The organism is Microbacterium meiriae (assembly GCF_040685015.1).
Lineage (GTDB): Bacteria > Actinomycetota > Actinomycetes > Actinomycetales > Microbacteriaceae > Microbacterium > Microbacterium meiriae.
Window position 1 is genome coordinate 1,513,575 of the sequence record NZ_JBFBHD010000001.1, and the last position, 25,991, is coordinate 1,539,565.

Below are 25,991 nucleotides of genomic sequence, written 5' to 3' on the forward strand. Positions count from 1 at the left end.
CCCGACGACAGGCACCCCACCCACGCGCATGTTCAGACAGCTCCTCCGCAACAGCGTGCTGCGACGCATCCTCGCAGCCCTCGGCACCCTCTTCGGCGTCGCCGTCTTCGTCTTCCTGATGCTGCGCGCCATCCCCGGCGACCAGATCAGCTCCGGCCTCGGCACCGAGGCGGCGGCCCTCACCCCGGCGCAGCGCGCCGCGCTCGAGGCGTACTACGGGCTCGACCAGCCGCTCATCGTGCAGTTCTTCTCCTGGCTCGGCAACATCTTCACCGGCAACCTCGGCTTCTCCTCCCGGGCCCAGACCAGCGTGCTCGAGCTCACCGCCGCCGCGCTGCCGGTCACCTTCGAGCTCGCGATCTTCTCGATCGTCATCGCGCTCGCCATCGGCATCCCGCTCGGCATGCTGTCCGCCTCGAAGCCCGACTCGCTGCGTGACGGCGTCGGCCAGGTCGTCGGTCTCGCCGGCCTCTCCATCCCCGCGTTCCTGCTCGGCACGGCGCTGCTCGCGATCCTCGCGCAGTCGCTCGGCTTCAACCCGAACGGCCAGGGCTACGCGCGGCTCTTCGACGATCCGGCCCTGAACCTCCAGCAGATGCTCCTGCCGTCGATCGTGCTCGGCTTCGGCATCGCCGCGCCCATCATGCGCACCACCCGCACCGCGGTCCTGGAGATCCGCGCCAACGACTTCATCCGCACCGCCAGGGCGAAGGGCGTGCCCCCGCGTCGGCTGCAGGTGCGTCACGTGCTCGGCAACGCCCTGGTCCCGATCGTCACGATGACCGGTCTGCAGTTCGGCTACCTGCTGGGCGGGGCGGTCGTGGTGGAGCAGATCTTCTCGCTCCCCGGCATCGGGCGCCAGGTGCTGCTCGGCATCCAGCAGAAGGAGTACGCGCTCGTGCAGAGCACCGTCCTGGTGATCGCGCTCGCCTTCGTCATCGTCAACCTGCTCACCGACCTGCTCTACCGGGTCATCGATCCCCGGGTGCGTGCCGCATGACCGACATCTCTCAGACCCCGGCCCTCGCTCCCGGCGGCGGGCGCACGATGGAGCGCGTGCGTCTCCTGCTGCGCAGCCGCAGCGGTCTCGCCGGCCTCATCATCGTCGTGCTGCTCGCAGTGCTGAGCCTCGTCTCGGCGTTCGGCCTGCTGCCGTTCGACCCGCTCGCGCAGGACCCGCCGTCCCGGCTGCAGCCGCCGTCCGCGGTGCACTGGTTCGGGACCGACCAGTTCGGCCGCGACGTGTTCTCCCGGGTGGCTGCCGGCGTCGCCAACTCGGCCCTCATCTCCGTGGTCGCCGTGGCGTTCGCGACCGTGGTCGGCACGGTCTGCGGACTCATCGCCGGCTTCTACCGCGGCTTCTCCGACGGGGCGATCACCGCGGTCACCAATGTGCTGTTCGCGTTCCCGCCGCTGCTGCTCGCCCTGTCGCTCGCGTCGGTGTTCGACCGCAACTGGTTCACGATCGCCGTGGCCATCGCCATCGTCTACGTGCCGATCTTCATCCGCGTCACTCGCGGCCCGGTGCTGTCGCTGCGCGAGGTGGAGTACGTCAAGGCGGCCAAGAGCACCGGTCAGGCGCGGATGGCGACCATGTTCCGCCACGTGCTGCCGAACATCACCTCGATCATCATCGTGCAGGTCACGCTGTCGCTCTCGTGGGCGGTGCTGACGGAGGCGTCGCTGAGCTTCCTCGGACTCGGGACTCCGCCGCCCGCGCCGTCGCTCGGCTCCATGATCTTCGAGGCGCGCACCCTCGTGACCATCGCCCCGTGGACCATGATCGCCCCCGGCGTGATCGTCGTGCTCCTCGTCGTCGGCCTGAACCTGCTGGGCGACGGGCTGCGCGACAGCCTCGATCCGCGGAACCGGGGCAAGCGATGATCGCGGAAGACCTCGGCGCCCTCGCCACCGAGGCGAGCGATCCCCGGTACGCCCGCCTCGACCAGATGAGCGTGGCCGAGCTCGCGCAGACCATGAACGAGGCCGACGCCACCGTGCCCGCGGCCGTGCAGCGCGCTCTCCCGCAGATCGTCCCGGCGATCGAGCAGACGGCCGCGCGCATGGCGCAGGGCGGGCGCCTGGTGTACGTGGGCGCCGGCACCCCCGGGCGCATCGGGGTGCTCGACGCCTCCGAATGCCCGCCCACGTTCAGCACGCCGCCGGAGCTCGTGTTCGCGATCATGGCGGGCGGTCCCGGCGCGATCGTGAACCCCGTCGAGGGCGCGGAGGACGACGACGACGCCGGCGCCGCCGCGATCGACGAGGCCGGCATCGGCCCGCTCGACACCGTGATCGGCATCGCGTCCAGCGGTCGCACGCCCTATGTCGTCGCGGCCGTCCGGCGGGCGCGTGAGCGCGGGGCACTCAGCATCGGTCTGTCGTGCAATACCGGCACCGTGCTGAGCGCGACCGCGGAGCACGGCATCGAGGTCGAGGTCGGCCCCGAGGTGCTCTCCGGCTCCACGCGACTGAAGTCCGGCACGGCGCAGAAGCTCGTGCTGAACATGTTCTCGACCATCGCGATGGTCCGGAACGGCAAGGCCTACGGCAACCTGATGGTCGACGTGAAGGCCACGAACCACAAGCTCCGCGAGCGGGCGATCCGCATGGTGCGGACGATCGCCGCTGTCGATTGCGACACGGCGGCCGCCGCGCTGGAGAGCTCCGGGTGGGATGTGAAGCTCGCCTCGATCATGATCCGCCGCGGGGAGGACCTCGCCGCGGCCACCGACCGACTCGCGGCAGCAGGCGGCCGTCTGCGCACCGCTCTGGAGGAGAACTGATGCGCGTCCTGGGACTGATCTCCGGCACTTCGCACGACGGGATCGACGCCGCCGTCGTCGACTTCGCCACCAACGGGGGCTTCACGGCGCACGGCGTCGACCTCCGGGGCACGGTGCTCGCCTCCACGAGCATCCCCTACGATCCCGAGCTGCGGGCACGCCTCATCGCCGCGCTGCCCCCGGCGCAGACCACCCTGGCCGAGGTGGCCGAGCTCGACACCCTCATCGGGCAGGCGTTCGCCGACGTGGCGGCCGACATCGCGGCAGAGGTCGGCGGCGTCGACGCGGTGTGCTCGCACGGTCAGACCGTGTACCACTGGGTCGACGGCGCGCACGCGCTGGGGACGCTGCAGATCGGGCAGCCCGCCTGGATCGCGGAGAAGACCGGTGTGCCGGTCGTCTCCGACATCCGCATCCGTGACATCACCGCCGGCGGCCACGGCGCTCCGCTCGTGTCGTTCCTCGACGAGCTGCTGCTCCGCGGCCGCGCCGGCGTCTCGGCGGCGCTGAACCTCGGCGGCATCTCGAACATGACCGTCGTCCGCCCGGACGGCCTCGTCGCCTACGACATCGGCCCCGCGAACGCGCTGGTCGACGCGGTCATCGTCGCGCACGATCTCAACCCGCTCGGCTATGACGACGATGCGGCGATCGCCCGGACCGGACGGGTCGACGAGGCGCTGCTGGACGCCATGCTCGCGGACCCCTACTACGCCCTCACCCCGCCGAAGAGCACCGGTAAGGAGCACTTCCACCTCACCTACGTACAGGAGCACCTCGCGGCGCAGGGACGCGAGATCGCGGTCCCCGACGTCGTGCGCACGCTCACCGAGCTCACGGTCCGCACGGTCGCCCGCGACGTCGAGGCCGCCGGGATCGGGTTCCTCGCGGTGTCCGGCGGCGGCTGCCGCAACCCGCTGCTCCTGGAGGGGCTGCGGACCGCGCTGCCGCAGACCGAGGTCGTGCTGGCCGACGAGCTCGGCGCCCCCGCCGACAGCAAGGAGGCCATCCTCCTCGCGCTCATCGGCTGGTCGACCCTGCACGGCGTCCCCGCGATCGTCCCCGGCGGGACGGGGGCGCGCGAGCCGCGCATCCTCGGCACGATCACGCCCGGCGCCGGTCCGCTGCAGATGCCCGAGCCGGTGGCGGCCATCGACTCCCTCACCCTCACGGAGGCGGCGGGATCGTGACCGTCGTCGAACGGATACGCGTGCTGCGGGTGCCTTCGCCGCTGGCCCGCCCCTTCGTCACGGCCGTCCGTCGCACGGCCCACCTCGACGTCGTGCTCGTGGAGGTGACCGACGCCGACGGCCGCCGCGGATACGGGGAGGCCGCGACGAGCTGGCGCGTCACCGGGGAGAGCCCCGAGAGCGTGGCGGCTGTGGTCGCCGGTCCCCTCGCCGACGCCGCGCTCAGGCGCTCGGTCGACGATCCCGGGCTGCCGGACGCCCTCGCCGCGGCCGCCTGGGGCAACGCCGCCGCACGCAGCGCGGTGGCGTGCGCGCTCGCCGACCTCACCGCGCAGCACCGAGACGAGCCGCTCGCACAGACGCTCGCCACGGACGGAGACGCGCCCGCGCGCATCCGCACCGACATGACGCTGTCGGTGGCGGAGCCGGCCGCGCTGGCCGCGACCGCCGTCGAACATGCGGCGGCGGGATTCCGCTGCCTCAAGATCAAGGCGTCCCAGGACCACGACACGGTCGCGGGGCTCCAGGCAGTCCGTGCCGCCGTCGGCCCCGACATCGCCCTGCGCGTGGACGCGAACCAGGCGTGGGACGCCGGGACCGCGATCCGCGTCATCCGGGCGGCGGAGGACGCCGGCGTGGGTCTCGAGCTCGTCGAGCAGCCCGTCGCCGCGCGCGACCTCGACGCGCTGGCGGTGGTGACCGCGGCCGTCGACACCCCGATCATGGCGGACGAGTCCGTCCGCACCGCGCAGGATGTCCGCGACATCGCCGCGCGCGGGGCTGCCGGGCTCGTGAACGTCAAGCTCGCCAAGACCGGCGGGCTCAGCGAGGCGCTCGCCTGCGTGCAGGCCGCCCGTTCCGCCGGCCTCGGCGTCGTCGTGGGCTGCATGATGGAGTCGCACGTGGGTGTGGCCGCCGCGGCGCATCTCGCCGCCGCCGTCGCTCCGGACGTCGTGCACGACCTCGACGCGGCATCGTGGCTGCGCCGCTCCCCGGTGACCGGAGGGCTCACCGCCGACGCGGATTGGCTCACCCTCGCCCCGGCCGCAGGACTGGGGATCACCGGGATCGCCCCCGATGCCGAGGTGCTGCTCGACCGCTCCCGGACAGGGGTTCTCGTATGAGCGCTGCCGAGGCGATCGTCGCCGTCCTCGCCGGGCCGACCGCGCCGCGGGGAGCCGTCGCCGGTGTCGCCACCCGCACGAGCCGGGACACGGCCGCCGGCGGTTTCGCCGACCTCGCGGGGACGCCGGTCACGACGGACACCGCGTTCGACCTCGCCTCGGTCACCAAGGTCGCCGGGACCACCACCGCCATCCTCCGGCTGGCCTCCCGGGGCGACCTCCGACTCGACGATCCGGTCGACCGCTTCGTCCCCGGCACCGCCTGCGCACCAGGGACCACCGTGCGCCATCTGCTGCTGCATCGGGCGGGACTGTGGGAATGGCAGCCGCTGTACCTCGACGGCGCGCACGCCGATGGCGCGGCCGCCGCAGATGCCCTCCCGCTCCGCTACGGCGTGGATGAAGGGCGGCACTACTCCGACCTGGGCTTCCTGATCCTCGGCCGCATCGTCGCCGCCGCGACCGGCCTCTCCCTCGACGCGGCCGTGCGCGAGCTCGTGACCGAGCCCCTCGGCCTCACACGCACGGGCTACGGGCCCGTCTCCGGTCCGGTCGCGTCATCCGCGGGCGACGGGGATGCCGCTGAGCGACGCATGGTCGCCACCGGCACGCCCTACCCGATCCTCACCTCTCGTCGGCACTTCCCCTGGCGTGAGGGGGAGATCACCGGTGTCGTCAACGACGGCAACTGCTTCCACGCCCTGCGCGGCGTCTCCGGGCACGCCGGCCTCTTCGGCACGGTCGACGACCTGCTCACTCTCGGCGTCGCGCTCGCCGATGCCGACGCGCACCCGGACCTCTGGGACCCGGCACTCGTGGCCGAGCTGTTCCGCGACGGCCCCGACCCCGGTCAGGCGCTCGGCTGGCGCAGTGACACCGTCACCGCCGGCGGACGACCGGTCCGGATGCTCTGGCACCCCGGATACACCGGCTGCGCCCTGGGCGTGGTCCCCGCCACCGGAGCCGCCGTCGTCCTGCTCGCGAACCGGCTGTTCGCGAGCGAGGTCGCCCCCACCGAGACCCTCTGGCGCGCAGCGCTGCCCGCACTCCTGGACCCCGAAGGAACGAGTACCCCATGAGCACCACTCCGCCCGTGCTGAGCATCGACGGCCTCGCGGTCGCCTTCCGGACCGGCTCCGAGCTGGTCACCGCCATCAGCGACATCTCGATCGACATCGCCGCCGGGGAGACGGTCGCCGTGGTCGGCGAGTCCGGCTCCGGGAAATCCACCACGGCGGCTGCGGTCAACCGTCTGCTGCCCGAGAACGGCGTCATCACCGCGGGCAGCATCCGATTCGACGGCCGCGAGCTCACCGACCTCCCCGAGAACGCGATGGTGTCCCTCCGCGGGGCCGGCATCGGCCTCGTGCCGCAGGACCCGATGTCGAACCTCAATCCCCTCATGCGCGTCGGCGAGCAGATCGGGGAGGCGCTCGAAGTCCACGGGCATACCAGCGGCGACGCGACGAAGGCCCGCGTGGTCGAGCTTCTGGAGATGGTCGGGATCCCCGATGCCGCCCGCCGGGCGACCCAGTATCCCCACGAGTTCTCCGGCGGCATGCGGCAGCGCGTGCTCATCGCGATGGGACTCGCCTGCAAACCGCGGCTGCTCATCGCCGACGAGCCCACCTCGGCGCTCGACGTCACCGTGCAGCGGCGGATCCTCGACCAGCTCGATCAGCTGACCGACGAGCTGGGCACCGCGGTGTTCCTCATCACCCACGATCTCGCTCTCGCCGCCGAGCGCGCCGACCGGATAGTCGTGATGTTCCGCGGCCGTGTCGTCGAGGAGGGGACCTCGGCGCAGGTCCTGGGGAACCCGCAGCACGAGTACACCCGGCAGCTGCTCGCGGCCGCGCCGAGCCTGGCGTCCCGCCGCGACGCCCTGCCCTCACGCGAGATCGCCGCCGACGCCGTGCCCTTCGTCGAGATCCGCGACCTGCGCAAGGAGTTCCCGCTCCGGAACGCGAAGGCCGGGGAGCCGCAGACCTTCACGGCGGTCGACGGCGTGAGCTTCTCGATCCGCCGCGGCACGACCGTCTCCATCGTGGGCGAGTCGGGCTCCGGCAAGTCCACCACGGCGAACATGGTGCTGGGGCTGGAGGACGCGACCTCCGGGTCCATCCTCTTCGACGGCACCGACCTGACGACCCTCCGCCGCAAGGCGCTCTTCGCGCTGCGCCGCCGCGTCCAGCCCGTCTTCCAGAACCCCTACGCCTCGCTCGACCCGCGGTACACCGTGGAGCAGTCGATCGCCGAGCCGCTGCGGGTGCACCGGATCGGCACCGCGGCCTCCCGGCACGCCCGCGTCCTGGAGCTCCTGGAGCAGGTCGCCCTGCCCGCGGCCATGGCCGAGCGGCTGCCGCACGAGCTCTCCGGCGGACAGCGGCAGCGTGTCGCGATCGCCCGCGCCCTGGCCCTGGAGCCCGAGCTCGTCGTGCTGGACGAGGCGGTCTCCGCGCTCGACGTGCTGGTGCAGGCGCAGATCCTCGACCTCCTCGCCGACCTGCAGAAGCGCCTCGGGCTCAGCTACCTCTTCATCAGCCACGACCTCGCCGTCGTGCGCATGATCTCCGACGAGGTGCACGTCATGCAGCGCGGCATCGTGGTCGAGAGCGGCACCCCGGAGAGCATCTTCGACACGCCGCAGCATCCGTACACCCGGGAGCTGCTCGCGGCGATCCCCGGGGCGTCGCTCGCCTCCTGAGACCTCGATGCGGCCGTCGGCTCAGCGCCGGCGGTCGTCGTCGTCCCAGGGGCCTTCCCACCAGCCGGCGCGGCCGTCGTCCTCGCCGCCGCGGCGGCGGGAGCGCACGAACTGCACCACGAACACGACCAGCGACGTGAGCGTGATGAGGATCAGGACGAGGAACAGCAGGTCGCTCTGGTTCATGGGCGCTTCCCCTCCGCGGCATCCGCCACGATCTTCGCGATGCGGGCGGCCTTGGTCTCCGCGCGCTTGGCCATCGCGATGTGCGTGAGGCCGAACTTCTTCACCGACTTCGGGAACGCATCCCAGGTGGCCCTCGCCGCCGGCACCGCGTCGAGGGCGGCGGTGAGCTCCGGGGGCTCGATGCCGGACTCCGGGCCGTCGAGCACGGTCCACGAGCCGTTCGCCTTCGCCGTCTCCAGCGCGCGGATTCCGGCAGGGGCGAGCAGCCCCGCGGCCTCCAGCTCCGCGATGCGCGCCTTGTTCGTCGCCGCCCAGCCGCTCCCCGGCCGTCGAGGGGAGAACCACTGGCCGCCGGTCTCGTCGTCGAACGTGCGCACCGGGCCGTCGATCCACCCGAAGCAGAGGGCCTGCCGGACCGCGTCCTCGTAGCCGACGCCGGTGGCGGATCGCCCGCGGACGCTCAGCAGCCACACCCCGGCCGTGCGTTCGTGGTTCGCCTCGAGCCAGGCGCGCCAGGCCGCGGCGTCCGCCGCCGTGACCCGCTCGCCGTCGTCGAGGGCGCCCACGTCAGTCCTCGTCGAGGGTGGGGATCGAGTCGGTGATGGTCGGCAGCAGGTCGGCGACCGAGTCGACGATCTCATCCGGCCGGAAGGGGTACTGCTCGATGATCCGCTGATCGCTGATGCCCGTGAGCACGAGCACCGTGTGCAGACCCGCCTCGATGCCGGCGACGATGTCCGTGTCCATCCGGTCGCCGATCATGCCGGTCTTCTTCGAGTGCGCGCCGATCTTGTTGAGGGCCGAGCGGAACATCATCGGGTTGGGCTTGCCGACGACGTAGGGCTCCTTGCCGGTGGCCTTGGTGATGAGGGCGGCGATCGCTCCCGTGGCCGGCAGCACCCCGTCGGCGCTCGGGCCGGTGGCGTCCGGGTTGGTCACGATGAAGCGCGAGCCGTTGATGATGTGGCGGATGGCCTTCGTGATGGCCTCGAAGGAGTAGTTGCGGGTCTCGCCGACGACGACGAAGTCGGGGTTCGTCTCGGTCATGATGAAGCCGGCCTCGTGCAGCGCGGTGAGGATGCCGGCCTCGCCGATGACGAACGCGGAGCCGCCGGGGAGCTGCTGCGCGAGGAAGTCGGCGGTCGCGAGCGCCGAGGTCCAGATGCGCTCCTCCGGCACGATCAGGCCGCTCGCGCGCAGGCGGGCGGAGAGGTCGCGGGCGGTGAAGATCGAGTTGTTCGTGAGCACGAGGTAGGGGATCTCGTTGCGCTCCCATCCGGCGAGGAGTTCGGAGGCCCCGGGGATGGCGTCGTTCTCATGGACGAGCACGCCGTCCATGTCGGTGAGCCAGCATTCGATGTCGTCACGGTGTGCCATGTGCTCAGCCTAGAGGCCCCACCTTTCCTTTCGAATCGCCTGATTGGCCCCATCCCCGGCCGATTTGGCGCAAAGCGCGCGATTCGAAGCGGAGGTCAGGCCGACAACCACACCACGTCGCGGGCGGCGGCGGGCAACGGCGGCTCGGTGCCGTCGAGGGCGATGCCGAACGGCGTCACCGTCACGGTCGTGCCGACGGTGAGGCCCTGGGCCTCCAGGGTCCGCAGGAGCTCCGGGTCGCGGTCGTCGACGCGGAGCACGCGGCCGGTGTGTCCTTCCGGGGCATCGGCGAGCAGGACGAAGGGCACCCGTTCGATGCGGCCCTCCGCGTCCGGGATGGCGTCTCCGTGCGGGTCGAAGCGCGGCCGCCCCAGGCGCTCGTCGATGCCCTCGAGCAGCCGGTCGCTGATGGTGTGCTCCAGCACCTCGGCCTCGTCGTGCACCTCGTCCCACCCGTACCCGAACTCCTGCACGAGCCAGGTCTCGATGAGGCGGTGGCGGCGGACCATCGCGAGGGCGCGGGTGGTCCCGGCCTCCGTCAGCCGGACCGCTCCGTACGGCACGTGCGACACGAGCCCCGCCGCGGCGAGCTTCTTCACCATCTCCGTGACCGACGACGGCGCGATGCCGAGCTTGGCGGCCAGGACCGAGGGGGTGATCGGCGCATCCTGCCACTCGGTGTGTGCGTAGACGGTCTTCAGGTAGTCGTCAGCTGCCGGGGATGCCACCCGTCAACCTTACGCGTTCGGGTCGGGCTGCCTCGCGGCCTGGGTCAGGCGCTTGCGGAGCCGAGCAGGATCACGGCCGCCTGCCCCGCGAAGAACAGGACGAGGAACCCCAGGAGGGCGGCGGCGAGCGACAGGCGCCCGTCGAAGCCCTCCACCTCGGCGATGCCCACCTTGCGGGCACGGAAGGCGAAGACCAGGGTCGCGACCCCGAGGGCGAGCTGGACCCAGGGGCTGGCGGGGCCGATGACCTTCGGGAACGCGATGAGCAGACCGCCGATGACGCCGGTCGCGAAGCCGCTCCAGGTGAGGAGGCGGACGGTGCGACGGGCGGAGGCGGCAGACATGGTGTCGAGCCTATCCGCCGTCATGCCCCCGTCAGCACCAGCCAGAGCAGGGCGCCGTTCAGGGCGATGAGGAGCACCGAGGCCACGACGCCGGCGACCGTCGTCCACACCCGGTTGACCCACGCGCCCAGTGTCCGGCGCTGCGCGGTGAGGGTGACGAGAGGGATGAGCGCGAACGGGATGCCGAACGACAGCACGACCTGGCTGAGGACGAGGGCGAGCGTCGGATCCACCCCGATGCCGAGGATCACCAGCGCGGGGATGAGCGTCACCAGGCGGCGCGCCAGCAGGGGGATGCGCACGTGCAGCAGGCCGTGCATGATCTCGGCGCCCGCGTATGCGCCGACGGAGGTCGAGGCGAGACCCGAGGCGAGTAGCCCCACGGCGAAGAAGGTCGCCACGACCGGGCCGAGGCCTGCGGCGAGGGCGGCGTGCGCACCCTCCAGCGAGTCGGTCCCCGCGACCCCCGCGAGGTTCGCCGCCGCGAGCAGGAGGATGCCGAGGTTCACGGAGCCCGCGATGACCATGGCGATCGTCACATCCCAGCGTGTCGCCGTGAGGAGGCGGCGGATCCGCGAGGTCTCGACCCGGGCGGCCTCCTCGGTCGTCTCGGCGCTCGTCGCACCGAACCGGTCGCGGGCCAGGGAGGAGTGCGCGTAGATCGCGTGCGGCATGATCGTCGCGCCGAGGATCGAGGCGGCGAGGAGCACGGACCCCGTGTCCTCGAAGCGCGGCACGAGGCCGCTCACCACGCCGGCCGGATCCGGCGGCGCGAGGAAGAGACCGGCCATGAAGCCGATCGTGATCACGAACATGAGGCCGATGATCACGAACTCGAAGGGCCGGGCGCCGCGACGGCTCTGCACGGCGAGCAGGACCATCGACACCGCGCCGGTGATGAGGCCGCCCCATAGCAGGGGGACGCCGAACAGCAGGTTCAGGGCGACGGCGCCGCCGATGACCTCGGCGAGGTCCGTCGCCATCGCGACCAGCTCGGCCTGCAGCCAGTAGGCACGGCGGGCCCAGGGGCGGCGCAGCCGCTGGCCCAGCACCTCCGGAAGGCTCTGGCCGGTGACGACGCCGAGCTTCGCGGACAGGTACTGGATCAGCCAGGCCATCACATTGCCGGCGACGACCACCCACACGAGCAGGTAGCCGTACTGCGCCCCCGCGGTCATATTGCTGGCGACGTTGCCGGGGTCGAGGTAGGCGACACCCGCCACGAGCGCCGGTCCCAGCAGCCACAGCAGGCGCGGCGAAGCGGTGCGAGCGGGGGTCAGCGAGGCGTCGGAACTTTTAGCCACACCGAAACCGTAGCGTATTTTTCGGTGTGCCTAAATATCTGCGAGATGATTCTGGTGACCTCTTCGCCGACGGGGAGACGGCCGACACGGCGATAGCCTGGCGGGATGGATGCGCAGCGCCCCGAGAGCTCGGACCCGACCGCCCCCGGTGGGTCTCCGGCGCAGCCCGGATACGGCGTCGGATCCTGGCCGGGAGGACCGTCGGCCTGGCCGCGGGGAGACCAGTACGATCCGGAACTCCTCGCGGAGGGCGACACGCGGAACGTGATCGACCGCTACCGCTACTGGCGCATGGAGGCGATCGTCGCCGACCTCGACACGCGGCGTCATCCGTTCCACGTCGCGATCGAGAACTGGCAGCACGACATGAACATCGGTTCCATCGTGCGCAGCGCCAACGCGTTCCTCGCCGACACGGTGCACATCATCGGTCGCCGTCGCTGGAACAAGCGGGGCGCCATGGTGACCGACCGCTATCAGCATGTCGTGCACCACGAGGACATCGCCGCGTTCGCCGCCTGGGCCGCGGCGGAAGGGCTGCCCGTCATCGCGATCGACAACGTCGACGGGGCCGTGCCGGTCGATCGTGCCGACCTGCCGCGCTCCTGCGTCCTCCTCTTCGGTCAGGAGGGGCCCGGGTTGTCCCCGGAGGCATTGGCGGCCGCCTCGGGTCACATCGAGATCACGCAGTACGGCTCGACCCGCTCGATCAACGCGAGTGCCGCCGCCGCCGTCATCATGTACGAGTGGTGCCGTCGCCACGCGGCGTGACCAGCGCGGCCGGTCGGCTCCGTCAGGCCGGATCGATACCGAACAGGTGTCGCGAGATCGCGCTGACGTCGCGGTCGAGGCCGTCCATGCGCCGGCTCAGGCCGTGCACCTCCTTCCGGAGATCCCCGATCTCGGATTTCACGCCGACGATCTCGCCCTTGATCCCGCCGATCTCACCCTTGATCCCGACGATCTCGCCCTTGATCCCGCCGATCTCGGTGCGAACCGTGCCGATCTCCGTCTTGATGATCCTCACGAACATGGTCGCCATGAGAGTGATCGTGGCGTACATGCCCGTGGCAAGGACTCCGATCGTCGTCCATACCTGTGCGTCGTTCATCCCCAGCATCCCTTCAGTGTCGCTCCATGTTCGTCGGAAGCGCGAGGGGTGCGGGGTGCTGTATTCCGCTCTGCCCGGCGGCGGGGGATAAGTCGTCCTCTCCGTCGGTTGTGGAGGACTTATGCGGACGCGGCGAGCCATCGCCCGGAGCGCACTCGCCACCCCAGCGTCGCCAGCCGTGCGAGCAGGTACACCCCGAAGAACGCGACGGCCAGCCACACGAGGCCGGCGGTGCCGTCGATCCCCGTCGCGGCGATGATGCCCAAAGCGGGCAGGAACGGCACGAGGTTCAGACCGCCCGCGATCGCCAGGTACCGGGCGTCGTCGGCCCCCATGAGCACGCCGTCGAGCACGAACACCACGCCCGCGATCGGCTGCGCCACCGCGAGCACGAGCAGGGCCGGCTGCACCACCTCCGCCACGGCCCGGTCGCCGGTGAAGACGATGCCGAGCACCCCGGAGAGGGCGGCGATGACGGCGCCGACCACGACCCCGAACCAGGCCCCCCATGCGACCGTCCGCGCCAGCACGCGGCGCACCTGCTCCTCGTCCCCGGCGCCCAGCTCCTTGCCGATCAGCGCCTGCGCGGCGATCGCGAGCGCGTCGAGCGCGAACGCCGCCGCCGAGAAGATGGTGAACACGATCTGCCAGCCGGCGAGCTCCTCGGTGCCGATCCCCGTCGCCACGGCGACGGTCGCGAGCAGGGCGACGCGCAGGCTCACGGTGCGGAGGAACAGCCAGCCGCCCGACGTCGCGGTGTGGCGCAGACCGTCGCGCTGGGCACGCAACGAGGCGCTGTGCCGGGTCGCGAGACGCCGGACCACGAGCGCGTACGCCGCGACCATCCCCCACTGCGCCGTCACGGTGCCCGCCGCGGAGCCGGCGATGCCCCAGCCGAGTCCGTAGATGAAGAGCCAGTTCAGCAGGGCGTTCGCCGCGAAGCCGAGTCCCGCGATCCACAGCGGCGTCATGGTGTCCTGCATCCCACGCAGGAGACCGGTGGCCGCGAACACGATGAGCATCGCGGGGAGACCCCACATCGAGATCACGAGGTACTCGTTCGCCTGGGCCGCGACCTCGGGGCTCGCCCCGAACAGGGAGACGAGCCAGGGGGAGGAGACAGCGCCGACGACGGCGAGCACGGCACCCAGGCCGAGCGCGAGCCACATGCCGTTGATCCCGACTGAGACCGCCTCTCCCGGACGCCCGGCCCCGAACCGACGCGCGACCGCGGGGGTGGTGGAGTACGCGAGGAACACCATGAGGCCGACGATCGTCTGCAGCACGGCTCCGGCGATGCCGAGTCCGGCGAGGGGGACGGTGCCGAGGTGGCCGACGAGGGCGGCGTCGACGATGAGGAAGGCCGGCTCCGCGATGAGGGCGCCGAGCGCGGGGACGGCCAGGCGCAGGATCTCGCGGTTCAGGGAGGTGCGGGCGGCCATCCTCCGAGCCTATGACCTGTCGTCGACCCCCGAGACCTCCGGCCTCGAGCGGACGTAGGGTGAAGGAGGAGCTCCGAGCGGACGGAGGCGCATCATGACGGATCCCCGGGAGGCGGCCGCGCGTTATCGGGCCCGACGGCAGCAGGGTGGTGGTGGTGCTGAGGACGACGGCGAGACCGGTGCCCCGTCCGCGGCGGCGGTCGATCGAGCCGCCTTCGTCGAGTCCGCCATCCAGGTCGCCATCCGTCGCGGCGACTTCGACGACCTGCCGGGCGCCGGGAAGCCGCTCGAAGGGCTCGGAGACCACCACGACCCGGACTGGTGGATCCGTCGGAAGATCGAGACGGAGGGGCTGACCGGGCTCGGCCCTCCCGCGATCCTGCTGCGCACCGAGGACCGGGAGCTCGACGGCCAGCTCGACCTCCTCGGCAGGGAATCCGACGTCCGTGAGGTGCTCGAGGACTTCAACCGCCGCGTGCGCGAGGCGCGCAGGCAGCTGCAGGGCGGGCCACCCGTCGTGACACCGCTGCGCGATGTCGACGCCGAGGTCGTCGCATGGGCGGAGCGCCGGGCGACGCGTGCAGCCCCTCCCGAGGCGCCATCCCGGCGCCGACGTTTCGGTCGTCGGCGCCGGGGATGACTCAGCCCTCCGTTCCCTCCACCGGACGCGCCCGCCGCGCCTGCATCCAGCCGTCCACCCCGAATCGTCCGGCGGTGACGATCAGCAGCACCGTCGCGGACAGCACCAGCATCACCGGGTACTGCGCGATCAACTGATCCGCGCTCCAGTAGAGCGCCAGGGTCCCGGCCGAGATGAAGGCGACCGTTCGGGTGAGCGCACCCGCGACGAGGAGGATGCCGAGACCGACCTCCAGCGCCGGGATCACCGCCCCGAAGAACGGAGACGCCGAGGCCATCGCCGCGCCGAGCGGATCGAAGAACGCCGGCACCCTCGTGTTCCCCTGCGCGCTCTGCGCCACGAGCTCGATGTCAGCGGCCCCGAAGCCCGCCCGGTACTTGAGGACACCCTCGATGAGCCACAGGACCCCGACCGCGACCCGGGCGGCCGCCCCCAGCAGCGAGCCGATCGGGAGGCGAGCGGATCGTGGCGCGGTCATGACAGCTCGGCTGCCCCGAAGACGGCCTTCGCCTTGTCGCAGTAGATGACGACGTGCGAGTAGTCCTCCGCGTCGACGCCGTCCAGGGTGAAGGTCTGCGTGGCGGTGTCGTACGAGACCGCGTCGACGAGCATGCCGGCGGCGATCGCGGCTTCATCGGTGCCGTCCGCGAGGTACACGTGCAGATCGGGTCCCTCGTCCGAGGAGAACTCCGACAGCATGACCTCGGCGTCGGAGACCGAGACGGTGCCGGCCACCTTCTTGCCGTTCAGGCCGGCGAACTCCCCGGTCCTGGCGGCGGTGTCCGTGCTCGCCGAGCTCTTGGTGGTGCTCTGGGAGGAGGAGGACGACGGCGCGGAGGAAGCGCCGGAGTCCTGGGGACTGCAGGCGGCGAGGGCGAGGGCGAGCCCGAGGGCGGCGGTCGTGGCGAGAAGGGTCTTGCGCATGAGGATCTCCTGTCCGGTGCGGGAAGAGCCCGCCCGGCGAATGCCGGACGGACGTGCTGCACAGCACGCTAGGAAGCACCGGAGCAGGACGGGGAAGACATTTCGGAACTGTAAGGATCCGCCGACCGCCGTGGCCGCGGGAGCTACCCTCGACCGCATGGAAGGCGTCGTCACAGTCGCGGTCGTGGAGGACGACCCCACGGTGCGCGAGGCCGTGGGGGAGTATCTGCGTACGCACGGCTATGCGGTCTCGAGCTTCGGCGACGGCGTCTCGGCACGAACGGCGCTGCGGGAGACCGTGCCCGATGTCGTGATCGTCGACCGCATGCTGCCGGGCATCAGCGGCGATGAGCTCTGTCGTGAGCTGCGCGCCGCGTCCGATGTCCCGATCATGATGCTCACCGCCCTCGGCGAGGTGGAGGACCGTATCGACGGCTTCGCGTTCGGTGTCGACGACTACCTGGCCAAGCCGTTCTCGATGCGGGAGCTGTCCCTGCGGATCGCGGCCCTCGTCCGCCGCTCGCACGCCGCGCAGGCCGCGTCCGGGGAGCTCAGGGCCGGCGCCTTCGCGATCGATCTGCTCCGGCGGCGCGCGTGGGTGCGCGGAGACGAGATCGCCCTGACGAGCAGGGAGTACGAACTGCTGGTCTTCCTCGTGCGCAATGACGACCGTGCGCTGGGGCGCGACGAGATCCTCCGCGAGGTCTGGGGATGGACCGTCGGCGATCTGTCGACGGTGACGGTCCACGTCAGGCGCCTGCGGGAGAAGGTCGAGGAGGATCCGCAGGACCCGCGCCATCTGCTCACCGAATGGGGCGTCGGCTACCGTTTCGTGGCGAGAGGGGACGGCTGATGACGATGCCCTCCGGTGCGGTCGTCCTGCAGATCGTCGTCACGAGCCTGCTGGTGGCGATCGTCGTCGCCCTCATCGCCGTACTTCTCCTGCGAGCCCTTCGGCGTCGCGGACTCCGCGCACAGCTGATGGTCGTGGCGAGTGCGGGCACGGTCGCGATGGCGGGGGCCGTGGTGGCGATCGCACTCGAGATGTACCTCTCCGCCCACGACCTGACGATCCTCCTCACCGTGATCGCGGTCTCGCTCGTGCTCGGTCTGGGCATGGCGTGGTGCATGGCGCGGACGGTGCGCGCCTGGGTCGAGGGTTTCTCGGTGTCGCTGGGCAGGATCGGTCGGACGGACGACGCGGTGGCGGACGCGGCGGCCTCCCGCGAGCTCGCGGGCCTCTCGACACAGCTCGCTGTGGTCTCGGCCGAGGTGGATGCGGCGAGGGCCGAGCTGGTGCGGCTGGACTCCGCCCGTCGGCGCTTCTTCGCCTGGATCTCGCACGACCTGCGCACCCCGCTCACCGCGGTCCGTGTGCTCGCCGAGGCGGTGGAGGACGGCGTTGCGGTCGCTCCGGAGCGGTTCGCCGGTCAGGTGCGGGGACAGGTGGAGACGATGAGCCGGATGGTCGACGATCTCTTCGAGCTGTCCCGCCTCACGTCCGGCGCGGTGCAACTGCAGACCGAGCAGGTGGTCCTGTGGGATGTCGTCTCCGATGCGGTGGCCGACGTCGCGGCCGCCGCGGCGAAGCGCGACCTCCGCATCGTCGAGCGCGGGATCGCCGGTCCGGTGCTCTGGGCCGATCCGCATCAGCTCGGCAGGATCGTGGTGAACCTGCTCACGAACGCCGTCCGGCACGCCCCTCCGGGCACGGAGATCGTGCTGTCCGCGACGATGGTCGACCGGGACCGACTCGTCCTGGGGGTGCTGGATCAAGGGGCCGGTGTGGCGGTGGAGGACCTGGATCGGATGTTCGACGTCGGCTGGCGCGAGGACACGGCGCGAGCGACGGCCGGCGACGAGGACGGGGTCGCGTCGGGTGCCGGGCTCGGGCTGTCCATCGCCAGAGGCCTCGCGCGTGCGCACGGCGGTGACGTCTTCGCCGAGCGCACCGCCGCCGGGTTCCGCATGAACGTCTCGCTCCCCGTGGGGGCCCCTGGGCATCCGTGACGCCGTCTGGACACCGTGGGGGACCCCGGCCATAGGCTGGAGCGCATGACCGATGTGCTTCCCGCGGGCCTCGCGCTCGACGACCTCAGCCCCGACATCCGCCCGCAGGACGATCTCTACCGTCACGTGAACGGCGCCTGGATCGCTCGCACCGAGATCCCCGGAGACAAGGCGCGCTGGGGCTCCTTCCATCTGCTGGCCGAGCAGGCCGAGAAGGATGTGCGCGCGATCGTCGAGGAGTCGCAGGAGGCGGAGGAGGGGACTCTCGCCCGCAAGATCGGCGACCTCTTCGCGAGCTTCATGGACACCGATCGCATCGCCGCCGCCGGTGTGACCCCGCTGGCCGAGACGTTCGCCGAGATCGACGCGATCGACGGCATCCCGGCCTTCCTGCGCACCGTGGGGACCTACGACCGGGAGGGCCGGGCGGCGGTGATCGGCCTCTACGTCGACGGCGACCCCGGGAACCCGGAGCGCTACCTCCCGGTGCTCGTGCAGGCCGGACTCTCGCTGCCGGACGAGAGCTACTTCCGTCTCGACACCTTCGCAGAGACCCGCGCGGCGTACCGGGAGCACCTCGAGCGCCTGCTCGCTCTCGCCGGTGTCGCCGATGCCGCCGCGCAGGCCGAGCGCTCCATCGCCCTGGAGACCGAGCTCGCCGGGCACCACTGGGACAACGTGCGCAGCCGTGACGCGGTGGCGACCTACAACCTCAAGACGTGGGACGAGCTCCAGGCCCTCGCCGGCGTCGACCTCACCCCGTGGCGCGAGGCCGTGACGCCGACGAACCCGCGGGCGTTCGACGAGGTCGTCGTCGCGCAGCCGAGCTTCTTCGAAGGGCTGGGCGGCCTGCTCACTCCCGAGCGTCTGGACGACTGGAAGGCCTGGCTGCGTGCGAAGGTCGTGCACGCGGCGGCGCCCTACCTCACCGACGACCTCGTGCAGGAGAACTTCTCGTTCTACGGCACCCAGCTCACCGGCGTCCCCACGATCCGCGAGCGCTGGAAGCGGGGCGTGTCGGTCACCGAGGGGGCGCTCGGCGAGGCGATCGGCAAGGTCTACGTCGAGCGGCACTACCCGCCGACGGCGAAGGCAGCCATGGACGAGCTCGTCGCGAACCTCGTCGAGGCGTACCGGCAGAGCATCGAGACGCTGGAGTGGATGACCGCCGAGACCCGGCAGCGTGCGCTCGCGAAGCTGGACGCCTTCACGCCGAAGATCGGGCACCCGGAGGTGTGGCGGGACTACTCGGCCCTCGTGATCGACCCGGCCGACCTCCTCGGCAACGTGCGCCGCGCGGCGATCTTCGAGCACGACCGCAACATCGACAAGGTCGGGAAGCCGATCGACCGCACCGAGTGGCACATGCCGCCGCAGATGGTGAACGCCTACTACAACCCCTCGATGAACGAGATCGTGTTCCCCGCGGCCATCCTCCAGTACCCCTTCTTCGACGCGGGGCGCGACGCGGCGGCGAACTACGGCGGGATCGGCGCGGTCATCGGGCATGAGATCGGCCATGGCTTCGACGACCAGGGCAGCCGGTACGACGGCGAGGGGCGCCTGCAGGACTGGTGGACCGATGCCGACCGCGCCGCCTTCGAGGAGCGCACGAAAGAGCTCATCGCCCAGTACGACGCCCTCGTGCCGGAGGGGCTGGACGCCGAGCATCACGTGAACGGCGCCCTCACCATCGGCGAGAACATCGGCGATCTGGGCGGGCTCGGCATCGCGCTGAAGGCGTATGAGCTGTCCCTGCGCGCCGATCCCGCGGTCCCTGAGCCCGTCGAAGGCCCGGTCATCGACGGCTACACCGGTGTGCAGCGGCTGCTCCTGTCGTGGGCGCAGGTCTGGCAGCAGAAGAGCCGGGACGCCGAGACGCTGCGTCTGCTGACCATCGACCCGCACTCGCCCAACGAGTTCCGGTGCAACCAGATCGTCCGCAACATCGACGCGTTCTACGAGGCCTTCGGGGTCACCGAGAAGGACGCCCTATGGCTTCCGGAGTCTTCCCGGGTGACCATCTGGTGACGAACCTCCGCACTCTGTGAGACGCGCCCCGGCGGTGGGGTTACGATAGCCCTGCCGCCGGGGCGCCCCTTCCCGGAAGCGCAGTATCCCTCCCCCTCCTGAAGGACCACGCGTGGGTGCGACCGACCCTGGTGACGCGTTCCGGAACGCCTCGGCTCCCGGAGCGTCCGGGAGCGCGCCCGAGTCGGCCAGCGGTCGCCGTTCGCAGCGGCCGGGAGCCCGCCGGCTGCCGCGTCGCGTGGCCGTCGGTCGGCGGTCGTTCACCTCGACGCTGAAGGCTCTCGAAGGCCTGGCGAACGCCGGGGCACAGGTGTCGGTGCACGTGGTCGACCTCGACTCCCATGTGCACGTGCTGGCGGGGGACGACCACGTCACGATGCCCGTCGCGGGGCTCGGTGTGGTCCCCCTGCTCATCGAGGTGGCGGCGGCGTTCGAGTCCGGCGCCCTCGACCCTCTCGAGATCGTCGAGCGCTCGAGCGTCGAAGCCGTGGAGAGCTCCGGCCTGTGGCGGCATCTGCGGGCACCGGCGCTGCCGCTGGAGGATCTCGCCGTGCTGGCCGCCACCGCCGGAGATCCGATCGCCGTGAACATCCTGCTGCAGAAGGTGGGGCATGACCGGGTGCGGGAGCGCATCGAGGAACTGGGTCTGCGGCGCACCGCCCTGCTCGACCGGTTCCGCGACCGCCGCGGTCCGGACGACGCCCCGCAGGTCGCCGTGGGATCGGCGCGCGAGCTCGCGGGTCTGTTCTCCGCGCTCGTCAACTCCCAGGTGGTGGATGCCGCGGTCAGCGCCCAGGTGTCGGAGTGGCTCAGCCTCAACCAGGACCTCAGTCTCGTGGCCGCCTCGACGGGGCTCGACCCCTTCGCCCACGAGCACGATGCCCACGGCCTGCTGTTCGTGAACAAGACCGGCCGCGATCGGGGGGTGCGCGCCGAGGCCGGTGTGCTCGCGGGGCCGCGGGCCGGTGTCGCCTACTCGATGATCGTGTGCTTCGACGACCTCTCGATCAGCCACCGCCTCCGTGCGCACGACGCCTTCCGCGTGCTCGGGGTCGAGCTCATGGAGTACACGCACTGACTCCGCACGCCTGTCCCCGCGCGTCAACGCAGGCATCCGCGCGGCATCAGGCTTCTGGAACGGCAGTGAGCCTGGTCTCGCGCGAGCGCCTGATCGGGAGCAGGGGTGGCTAGCATCGGGGGATGCCTCACGCCTGGACTCCGCACCGCCGCGACGACGGGGAGCTGCTCGGCTGGATCCATCCGGAGGGCGCGGACTGGGTCGCCGTCGACGTGCTCGGACGCAGGGTCTCCACCCCCGGCGAGTGGCTGGACGCGGAGGCCGCGCTGGAGGAGCACGGCATCGCGTGGCTCGCCGATCCGTGGATGCTCGAGGGCGAGGGGGACCGCCCGCTCCGGGTGCGCATCCTCGAAGTGACACCAGACGAAGAAGGTGTTCCGGGGCGCATCGTCGTGAAGGTCGACGACTTCGGAGACATGACCCGACCCGCGACCGCACGGTTCACCCTGCCGTGGCCGCTGCCCGCCCGCCTCCGGCCCCCGCGTGCCGACGACCCGGATCCGCGCACGATCTCCCGCTGAGACCCGGCGCCGCGTCGCAGATCCGCCGCACGTCGCACGTTCTGCGGCAATCCCTGCGACCCCGACGCGAATCTGCGACGGGCCGAGTCAGCCGGGGAGCGAGGGGTGCTGCTCCGTGGCACGGCGCCGCGGAATGAACAGCGAGAGGATCACGGCCACGATGCCGGCGGCGATCGCGAGCCAGAAGCACACCTCGAACGCCGTCCGCGTCGGCACGGCCACGCCTCCGACGTCGACGCTCATCGCCGCGAGCACCCCGCCCATCACGGCCGAGGCCGTCGAGGTGCCCACGGAGCGGAACAGCGCGTTGAGCCCGTTCGATGCCCCGGTCTCGTTCGCGGGCACGGAGCGCATGATGATCATGGGCATCGCGGCGAAGGTGAACCCGATGCCGACGCCGATGAAGATGTTGGCGACGAAGATGTGCCACACCTCGGTCGACCACAGCAGCACGAAGACGTAGGCGAGCACGATCGCGATGGCGCCGACGGTGAAGAGCGGACGCGGCCCCACGGTGCGCTCCAGCCATCCGGACAGCGGCGAGATCACCATCATGACCAGACCCGCCGGCATGATGACGAGCGAGGCGGCCACCATGTCGAGCCCGAACCCGGCGCCGCCCACCGCCGGCATCTCCAGCATCTGCGGGAAGGTGACGTTGGAGGCGAACAGGGCGAAGCCCATGCCGATCGCGGCGATGTTCGTGAAGAGGACGGCGGGCCGAGCGGCGACCCGCAGGTCGAGCAGCGGATCCTTCGCGCGGAGCTGATACCAGCCCCACAGCAGCAGGACCGCGACGCCGCCGATCACGCAGACGAGGGTGAGCGGTGCCGTCCAGCCCCACTCGGCGCCGCGCGACACGAACAGCAGCAGGCCCGTGAGGCCGATCGCGAGTCCGATGGCCCCGAGCACGTCGAGGCGGCCGGGGGAGCGGAGTACGTCCTCCGGCACCACGGCGAGCACCAGCAGCAGCCCGAGGACTCCGAGGGCGGCGGCGAGCCAGAACAGCATGTGCCAGTCGGCGTTCTCGGCGAGCAGTGCGGCGACGGGCATGCCGATCGCCCCGCCGACGCCCATGGTCGCGCTCATCAGGGCCACCGCGGTGCCGAGGCGCTCCGGCGGCAGCACGTCGCGCATGATGGCGATGCCGAGGGGGACGACGCCGGTCACGGCCCCCTGGAGGGCGCGGCCGATGATCACGCCGACGATCGATCCGGAGAGCGCGGCGATGACCGAGCCCACGATGAGGGTCGCGAGGAGCACGATGACGACGCGGCGCTTGCCGTACATGTCGCCGAGACGGCCGGAGATGGGGGTCGCGACGGCGGCCACGAGCAGGGTGATCGTGACCACCCAGGTGGTGTCCTCGCGGGAGGAGTTCAGCAGCTGCGGCAGCTCGGCCTGCAGCGGCACGACGAGGGTGAACATGAACGACGAGCACAGGCCCGCGAACGCGAGCACGGCGATGACCGCCCACCGCGGAGGGGTACGGGAGAGGCGTTTCCTGGCTCTGTCGTCGTTCGCACCCACCGGCTCAGGCTATCGGCGTTCCCGGAGTGGAGGGGCCGATGTGGTTGCATGGCCGGATGACCGACGACTCCGCGCCCGTGCAGCACCCCGCCGACTCCGCGTACCACCGACGGCTCCCGATCGGGGAGGTGCTCGACGCTTCGGCGCTCGCGGAAGGCCTGCCCTGGGCGTTCGAGAGCATCACGATGCGACCGCTGGAGCCGATGCTCGTGCCGGAGGAACCCCGAGCCGGCGAGCAGGACCCGGCCGAGTGCGGCCACTGCGGTCCGAGCGTGCACACCATCTGGCACGACGACCTCTGGCAGGTGCGTGCCGGGTGGGATGTCGGCGGCCTGCCGTTCATCGGCGGGGTCGCGCCGCGTGAGCACTGGCTCCTCGAGAACGCCCCGCAGGAGGTGCTCGCCGCTCTCGGACCGCTGATGCAGCGCGTGTCGGAGGCGGTCAAGAGCATCCCCGGCGTCGCCCGCTGTCACTTCGGCCGCTGGAATGACGGCTCCGCGCACATGCACATGTGGGCGCTGGGCCGTCCGGCCGGCATGATGCAGGGACGCGGTGCGGTGCTCGCGTTCTGGGACGGGATCCTGCCGCCGCTGCCGGCGGAGATGGCCGAGGACCACCTCCGCATCGTCGCGGAGGCGCTCGCCGCGGGCGGGGGACAGGCCTTTCCGCACCGGTGACCCGGGGTCGGTTTCCGCGAACGGGCGGAGGAGGGGCAGACTGGGATCGTGCGAACCATCCGCGATCTCGACACCGTTGAACTCATCCTCGACGCCCAGAGCCTGCTCGACTCCATCCGGGGTCCGCAGCGCGTGGTGGACGCCGGGACCCTGCGCGCCCTGCAGCAGTCGGGCAACTACGTCGTCGGCTTCTTCGACGGCGAGGGCGACGAGGAGCGCATGGTCGGCGCCTCGATCGCCTTCTTCGGCGAACCGGCCCGCCGTGCCATGCACTCGCACATCACGGCCCTGCTGCCCGAGTACCGAGGGCGCGGATGGGGGCGGGAGCTCAAGGAGCACCAGCGGCAGTGGGCCTTCTCCCGCGAGGTCGGCCGCATCACGTGGACCTTCGACCCGCTGGTCGCCCGCAACGCGCACTTCTTCCTCACCGTCCTCGGCGCCCGCGCCACGGGCTACTCGGTGAACCGCTACGGCATCTTCGGCGGCGGCGATGCGGGCGACGAGAGCGACCGCCTCGACGTCGAGTGGGCCCTCGCGGACATCGCCAAGCCCCCGGCGGACGATGCGGTCGTCGAGACGCTGGAGATCCCGGACGACATCGAGGGCATGCGGGAGTCCGACCCCGCGGCCGCGCACGAGTGGCGGCTGCGCCTGCGCGCGCAGATGGAGGGCCTGCTCGGCAGCGGTCTCACGATCGGCGGCTTCGAGGCCGGTCGGGGCTACCTCTTCACCGCGTGATCGGCGGCGCGGCCGTCACCGCACGCCGCGCATGAGCCGCAGCACCGGCTTCACGCTCAGCAGCAGTCCGATGCCGACGAGGATCGCGATGCCGCCGAGGATCGAGAAGTACGGCACCTCGTTCCCCGGATCGTAGAACTTCACGAGCTCGCCCGAGATGGCGGTGCCGAGGGCGATGGACAGGAAGAACAGTGCGACCATCTGCGTGTGGAAGACGGCCGGGGCGAGCTTCGTCGTCACCGACAGCCCGACCGGCGAGAGCAGCAGCTCGGCGACGGTGAACACGAACAGGATGCCGACGATCGCGAGCAGCGGCGTCGAGTTCGCACCGCCGCCGGAGAACGGCAGGAACAGCAGGAACGCGGAGCCCATGATGATGGCGGCCAGTCCGAACTTGACCGGGGTCGACGGCTGGCGCTTCCCCAGCTTCGTCCAGATCGCCGCGAAGACCCCGGACAGGATGATGATGAACACCGGGTTGATGGACTGCACCCACGACACCGGCATCTCCCACCCGAACAGGTCGCGGTCGAGCCGCTTGTCGGAGTAGATCGTCAGCACCGTGAACTGCTGCTGGTACAGCGACCAGAACGCGACGCTCGTGAGGAACAGCGGCAGGAACCCCCAGACCCGCGAGCGCTCGGTGGCGTCGATGCGGCGACTGCCGAGGATCACCGCGAAGTAGGCGACCGCGGCGACCACGGTGACCCCGATCACGATCGTGGCGAGGTTGTCGGCCTGGATGACTCCGGTCAGCACGAGCACCGCGATCACGACGACCGCACCGACCGCGATGCCGGCGACCAGCGGGTAGCGCGTGCGGGGGAGCGGGTTCGGCACCTCGCGCGAGGAGGCGGGCAGGCCGCGGCGGCCGAACGAGTACTGCACGAGACCCAGCGTCATGCCGAGGGCGGCGAGGCCGAACCCCCAGTGGAAGCCGAGGGTCGACTGGAGCAGCCCGGTGAGGATCGGTCCGAGGAAGGCGCCGAGGTTGATGCCGAGGTAGAACAGCGAGAACCCGGCGTCGCGTCGTTCGTCGTCCGGACGGTACAGCGTCCCGACGACCGACGTGGCGTTCGCCTTCAGGCCTCCCGAGCCCAGGGCCACGAGCACGAGTCCGACCCCGACGCCGACGAACCCCGGCAGGAGCGCGAGGGCGAGGTGGCCCGAGACGATGACGATGGCGCTGACGAACAGCACCCGCTCGGAGCCGAACAGCCGATCGGCGAGCCAGGCCCCGAGGATGGTGGACAGGTACACGGAGCCGCCGTACGCGCCGACGATCCCGCCCGCCACCGCCTCCGGAAGCCCGAGGCCGCCGTCGGTCACCGAGAAGTATAGGTAGATGAGCAGGATGCCCTGCATGCCGTAGAAGCTGAACCGCTCCCACATCTCCACGCCGAAGATGTGCACGAGCGACCACGGCTGCCCGAAGAAGCGGGTGTCCTCGTCGCGGGAGGCGGGCGGGTGCGCGGTGGTGCTCATGCGTGGGACGGTACTCCTCCCGCGGGTCCCGCGGCCAGGGGTTGCGCTCCGGCCCCGG

General features: G+C 71.3%; 28 protein-coding genes. 16 read left to right on the plus strand and 12 right to left on the minus strand.

Going from position 1 to position 25,991, the window contains the following annotated elements:
• The first annotated feature begins 28 nt into the window (after positions 1-28).
• Genes AB0N68_RS07410 through AB0N68_RS07440 form a run of 7 tightly spaced genes read left to right on the plus strand, consistent with a single transcriptional unit; the run spans position 29 to position 7,807 of the window.
• A complete protein-coding gene (locus AB0N68_RS07410) occupies positions 29-1,000 on the plus strand; it encodes an ABC transporter permease (RefSeq protein WP_187662594.1) in 972 nt (323 codons plus the stop codon).
• Positions 997-1,884 carry an ABC transporter permease gene (locus AB0N68_RS07415; protein WP_187662593.1) on the plus strand — a complete coding sequence of 296 codons (888 nt, stop codon included), beginning with the start codon at positions 997-999 and terminating at the stop codon, positions 1,882-1,884. The genes AB0N68_RS07410 and AB0N68_RS07415 overlap by 4 nt, the downstream gene beginning before the upstream one ends.
• Positions 1,881-2,786, plus strand: coding sequence for an N-acetylmuramic acid 6-phosphate etherase (gene murQ, locus AB0N68_RS07420; protein WP_292794722.1), 906 nt, complete (start codon positions 1,881-1,883; stop codon positions 2,784-2,786). The genes AB0N68_RS07415 and murQ overlap by 4 nt, the downstream gene beginning before the upstream one ends.
• On the plus strand, positions 2,786-3,976 hold the full coding sequence (locus tag AB0N68_RS07425) for an anhydro-N-acetylmuramic acid kinase (RefSeq protein WP_259953857.1): 1,191 nt from the start codon (positions 2,786-2,788) through the stop codon (positions 3,974-3,976). The genes murQ and AB0N68_RS07425 overlap by 1 nt, the downstream gene beginning before the upstream one ends.
• Positions 3,973-5,100: an enolase C-terminal domain-like protein gene (locus AB0N68_RS07430; protein ID WP_313366522.1), complete on the plus strand. Its 1,128-nt coding sequence runs from the start codon at positions 3,973-3,975 to the stop codon at positions 5,098-5,100. Before AB0N68_RS07425 ends, AB0N68_RS07430 begins: the two co-directional genes overlap by 4 nt.
• Complete coding sequence (locus tag AB0N68_RS07435) at positions 5,097-6,179, plus strand: serine hydrolase domain-containing protein (protein WP_259953861.1); 1,083 nt, start codon at positions 5,097-5,099, stop codon at positions 6,177-6,179. Before AB0N68_RS07430 ends, AB0N68_RS07435 begins: the two co-directional genes overlap by 4 nt.
• Positions 6,176-7,807, plus strand: coding sequence for an ABC transporter ATP-binding protein (locus tag AB0N68_RS07440; RefSeq protein WP_187662589.1), 1,632 nt, complete (start codon positions 6,176-6,178; stop codon positions 7,805-7,807). Before AB0N68_RS07435 ends, AB0N68_RS07440 begins: the two co-directional genes overlap by 4 nt.
• A 21-nt stretch (positions 7,808-7,828) precedes the next feature.
• On the opposite strand, the gene AB0N68_RS07445 is transcribed toward AB0N68_RS07440, so the two are convergent.
• From AB0N68_RS07445 to AB0N68_RS07470, 6 genes are all read right to left on the minus strand, one after another.
• Complete coding sequence (locus AB0N68_RS07445; RefSeq protein ID WP_259953864.1) at positions 7,829-7,993, minus strand: hypothetical protein; 165 nt, start codon at positions 7,991-7,993, stop codon at positions 7,829-7,831.
• Positions 7,990-8,559: a YdeI/OmpD-associated family protein gene (locus tag AB0N68_RS07450; protein WP_259953866.1), complete on the minus strand. Its 570-nt coding sequence runs from the start codon at positions 8,557-8,559 to the stop codon at positions 7,990-7,992. The genes AB0N68_RS07445 and AB0N68_RS07450 overlap by 4 nt, the downstream gene beginning before the upstream one ends.
• 1 nt (position 8,560) lies before the next feature.
• Positions 8,561-9,370 (minus strand): HAD-IIA family hydrolase, encoded by an 810-nt coding sequence (locus AB0N68_RS07455; RefSeq protein ID WP_025104898.1) that lies wholly within the window; start codon positions 9,368-9,370, stop codon positions 8,561-8,563.
• Between the two features lie 95 nt (positions 9,371-9,465).
• Positions 9,466-10,098 (minus strand): metal-dependent transcriptional regulator, encoded by a 633-nt coding sequence (locus AB0N68_RS07460; protein ID WP_259953869.1) that lies wholly within the window; start codon positions 10,096-10,098, stop codon positions 9,466-9,468.
• A gap of 44 nt (positions 10,099-10,142) precedes the next feature.
• Positions 10,143-10,442 carry a hypothetical protein gene (locus AB0N68_RS07465; RefSeq protein ID WP_136052938.1) on the minus strand — a complete coding sequence of 100 codons (300 nt, stop codon included), beginning with the start codon at positions 10,440-10,442 and terminating at the stop codon, positions 10,143-10,145.
• A 20-nt stretch (positions 10,443-10,462) separates the two neighbouring features.
• Positions 10,463-11,746, minus strand: coding sequence for an Nramp family divalent metal transporter (locus tag AB0N68_RS07470; protein WP_363332427.1), 1,284 nt, complete (start codon positions 11,744-11,746; stop codon positions 10,463-10,465).
• A gap of 105 nt (positions 11,747-11,851) precedes the next feature.
• On the opposite strand from AB0N68_RS07470, the gene AB0N68_RS07475 reads away from it, so the two are divergent.
• Complete coding sequence (locus AB0N68_RS07475) at positions 11,852-12,517, plus strand: TrmH family RNA methyltransferase (RefSeq protein WP_259953873.1); 666 nt, start codon at positions 11,852-11,854, stop codon at positions 12,515-12,517.
• A 22-nt stretch (positions 12,518-12,539) separates the two neighbouring features.
• Here the strand turns inward: AB0N68_RS07475 and AB0N68_RS07480 are convergent, their stop codons facing one another.
• On the minus strand, positions 12,540-12,857 hold the full coding sequence (locus tag AB0N68_RS07480; protein WP_187662584.1) for a hypothetical protein: 318 nt from the start codon (positions 12,855-12,857) through the stop codon (positions 12,540-12,542).
• Between the two features lie 119 nt (positions 12,858-12,976).
• Entirely contained in the window at positions 12,977-14,299 is a 1,323-nt protein-coding gene (locus AB0N68_RS07485; RefSeq protein WP_259953875.1) for an MATE family efflux transporter, read from the minus strand.
• A 94-nt stretch (positions 14,300-14,393) separates the two neighbouring features.
• On the opposite strand from AB0N68_RS07485, the gene AB0N68_RS07490 reads away from it, so the two are divergent.
• Complete coding sequence (locus tag AB0N68_RS07490; RefSeq protein ID WP_187662582.1) at positions 14,394-14,939, plus strand: DnaJ family domain-containing protein; 546 nt, start codon at positions 14,394-14,396, stop codon at positions 14,937-14,939.
• 1 nt (position 14,940) lies between these two features.
• Here the strand turns inward: AB0N68_RS07490 and AB0N68_RS07495 are convergent, their stop codons facing one another.
• Positions 14,941-15,417: a DoxX family protein gene (locus AB0N68_RS07495; RefSeq protein ID WP_259953886.1), complete on the minus strand. Its 477-nt coding sequence runs from the start codon at positions 15,415-15,417 to the stop codon at positions 14,941-14,943.
• Positions 15,414-15,863, minus strand: a complete 450-nt coding sequence (locus AB0N68_RS07500) for a DM13 domain-containing protein (protein ID WP_280569607.1) — start codon at positions 15,861-15,863, stop codon at positions 15,414-15,416. The genes AB0N68_RS07495 and AB0N68_RS07500 overlap by 4 nt, the downstream gene beginning before the upstream one ends.
• A 157-nt stretch (positions 15,864-16,020) precedes the next feature.
• Here AB0N68_RS07500 and AB0N68_RS07505 point away from each other — a divergent pair, with 157 nt between their 5' ends.
• From AB0N68_RS07505 to AB0N68_RS07525, 5 genes are all read left to right on the plus strand, one after another.
• Positions 16,021-16,716: a response regulator transcription factor gene (locus tag AB0N68_RS07505; RefSeq protein ID WP_259953889.1), complete on the plus strand. Its 696-nt coding sequence runs from the start codon at positions 16,021-16,023 to the stop codon at positions 16,714-16,716.
• Positions 16,716-17,873 carry a sensor histidine kinase gene (locus tag AB0N68_RS07510; RefSeq protein WP_259953891.1) on the plus strand — a complete coding sequence of 386 codons (1,158 nt, stop codon included), beginning with the start codon at positions 16,716-16,718 and terminating at the stop codon, positions 17,871-17,873. Before AB0N68_RS07505 ends, AB0N68_RS07510 begins: the two co-directional genes overlap by 1 nt.
• A 45-nt stretch (positions 17,874-17,918) precedes the next feature.
• Complete coding sequence (locus tag AB0N68_RS07515) at positions 17,919-19,904, plus strand: M13 family metallopeptidase (RefSeq protein ID WP_259953892.1); 1,986 nt, start codon at positions 17,919-17,921, stop codon at positions 19,902-19,904.
• A 112-nt stretch (positions 19,905-20,016) separates the two neighbouring features.
• A complete protein-coding gene (locus AB0N68_RS07520; RefSeq protein ID WP_187662577.1) occupies positions 20,017-20,982 on the plus strand; it encodes a serine hydrolase in 966 nt (321 codons plus the stop codon).
• Between the two features lie 122 nt (positions 20,983-21,104).
• A complete protein-coding gene (locus AB0N68_RS07525; protein ID WP_187662576.1) occupies positions 21,105-21,503 on the plus strand; it encodes a hypothetical protein in 399 nt (132 codons plus the stop codon).
• 87 nt (positions 21,504-21,590) lie between these two features.
• Here the strand turns inward: AB0N68_RS07525 and AB0N68_RS07530 are convergent, their stop codons facing one another.
• Positions 21,591-23,033, minus strand: a complete 1,443-nt coding sequence (locus tag AB0N68_RS07530) for an MFS transporter (RefSeq protein ID WP_259953893.1) — start codon at positions 23,031-23,033, stop codon at positions 21,591-21,593.
• 56 nt (positions 23,034-23,089) lie between these two features.
• On the opposite strand from AB0N68_RS07530, the gene AB0N68_RS07535 reads away from it, so the two are divergent.
• On the plus strand, positions 23,090-23,710 hold the full coding sequence (locus AB0N68_RS07535; RefSeq protein WP_187662574.1) for a hypothetical protein: 621 nt from the start codon (positions 23,090-23,092) through the stop codon (positions 23,708-23,710).
• A 48-nt stretch (positions 23,711-23,758) separates the two neighbouring features.
• On the plus strand, positions 23,759-24,448 hold the full coding sequence (locus AB0N68_RS07540) for a GNAT family N-acetyltransferase (RefSeq protein WP_259953894.1): 690 nt from the start codon (positions 23,759-23,761) through the stop codon (positions 24,446-24,448).
• A 15-nt stretch (positions 24,449-24,463) separates the two neighbouring features.
• Here the strand turns inward: AB0N68_RS07540 and AB0N68_RS07545 are convergent, their stop codons facing one another.
• Entirely contained in the window at positions 24,464-25,933 is a 1,470-nt protein-coding gene (locus AB0N68_RS07545; protein ID WP_259953895.1) for a peptide MFS transporter, read from the minus strand.
• Between the last annotated feature and the right edge of the window lie 58 nt (positions 25,934-25,991).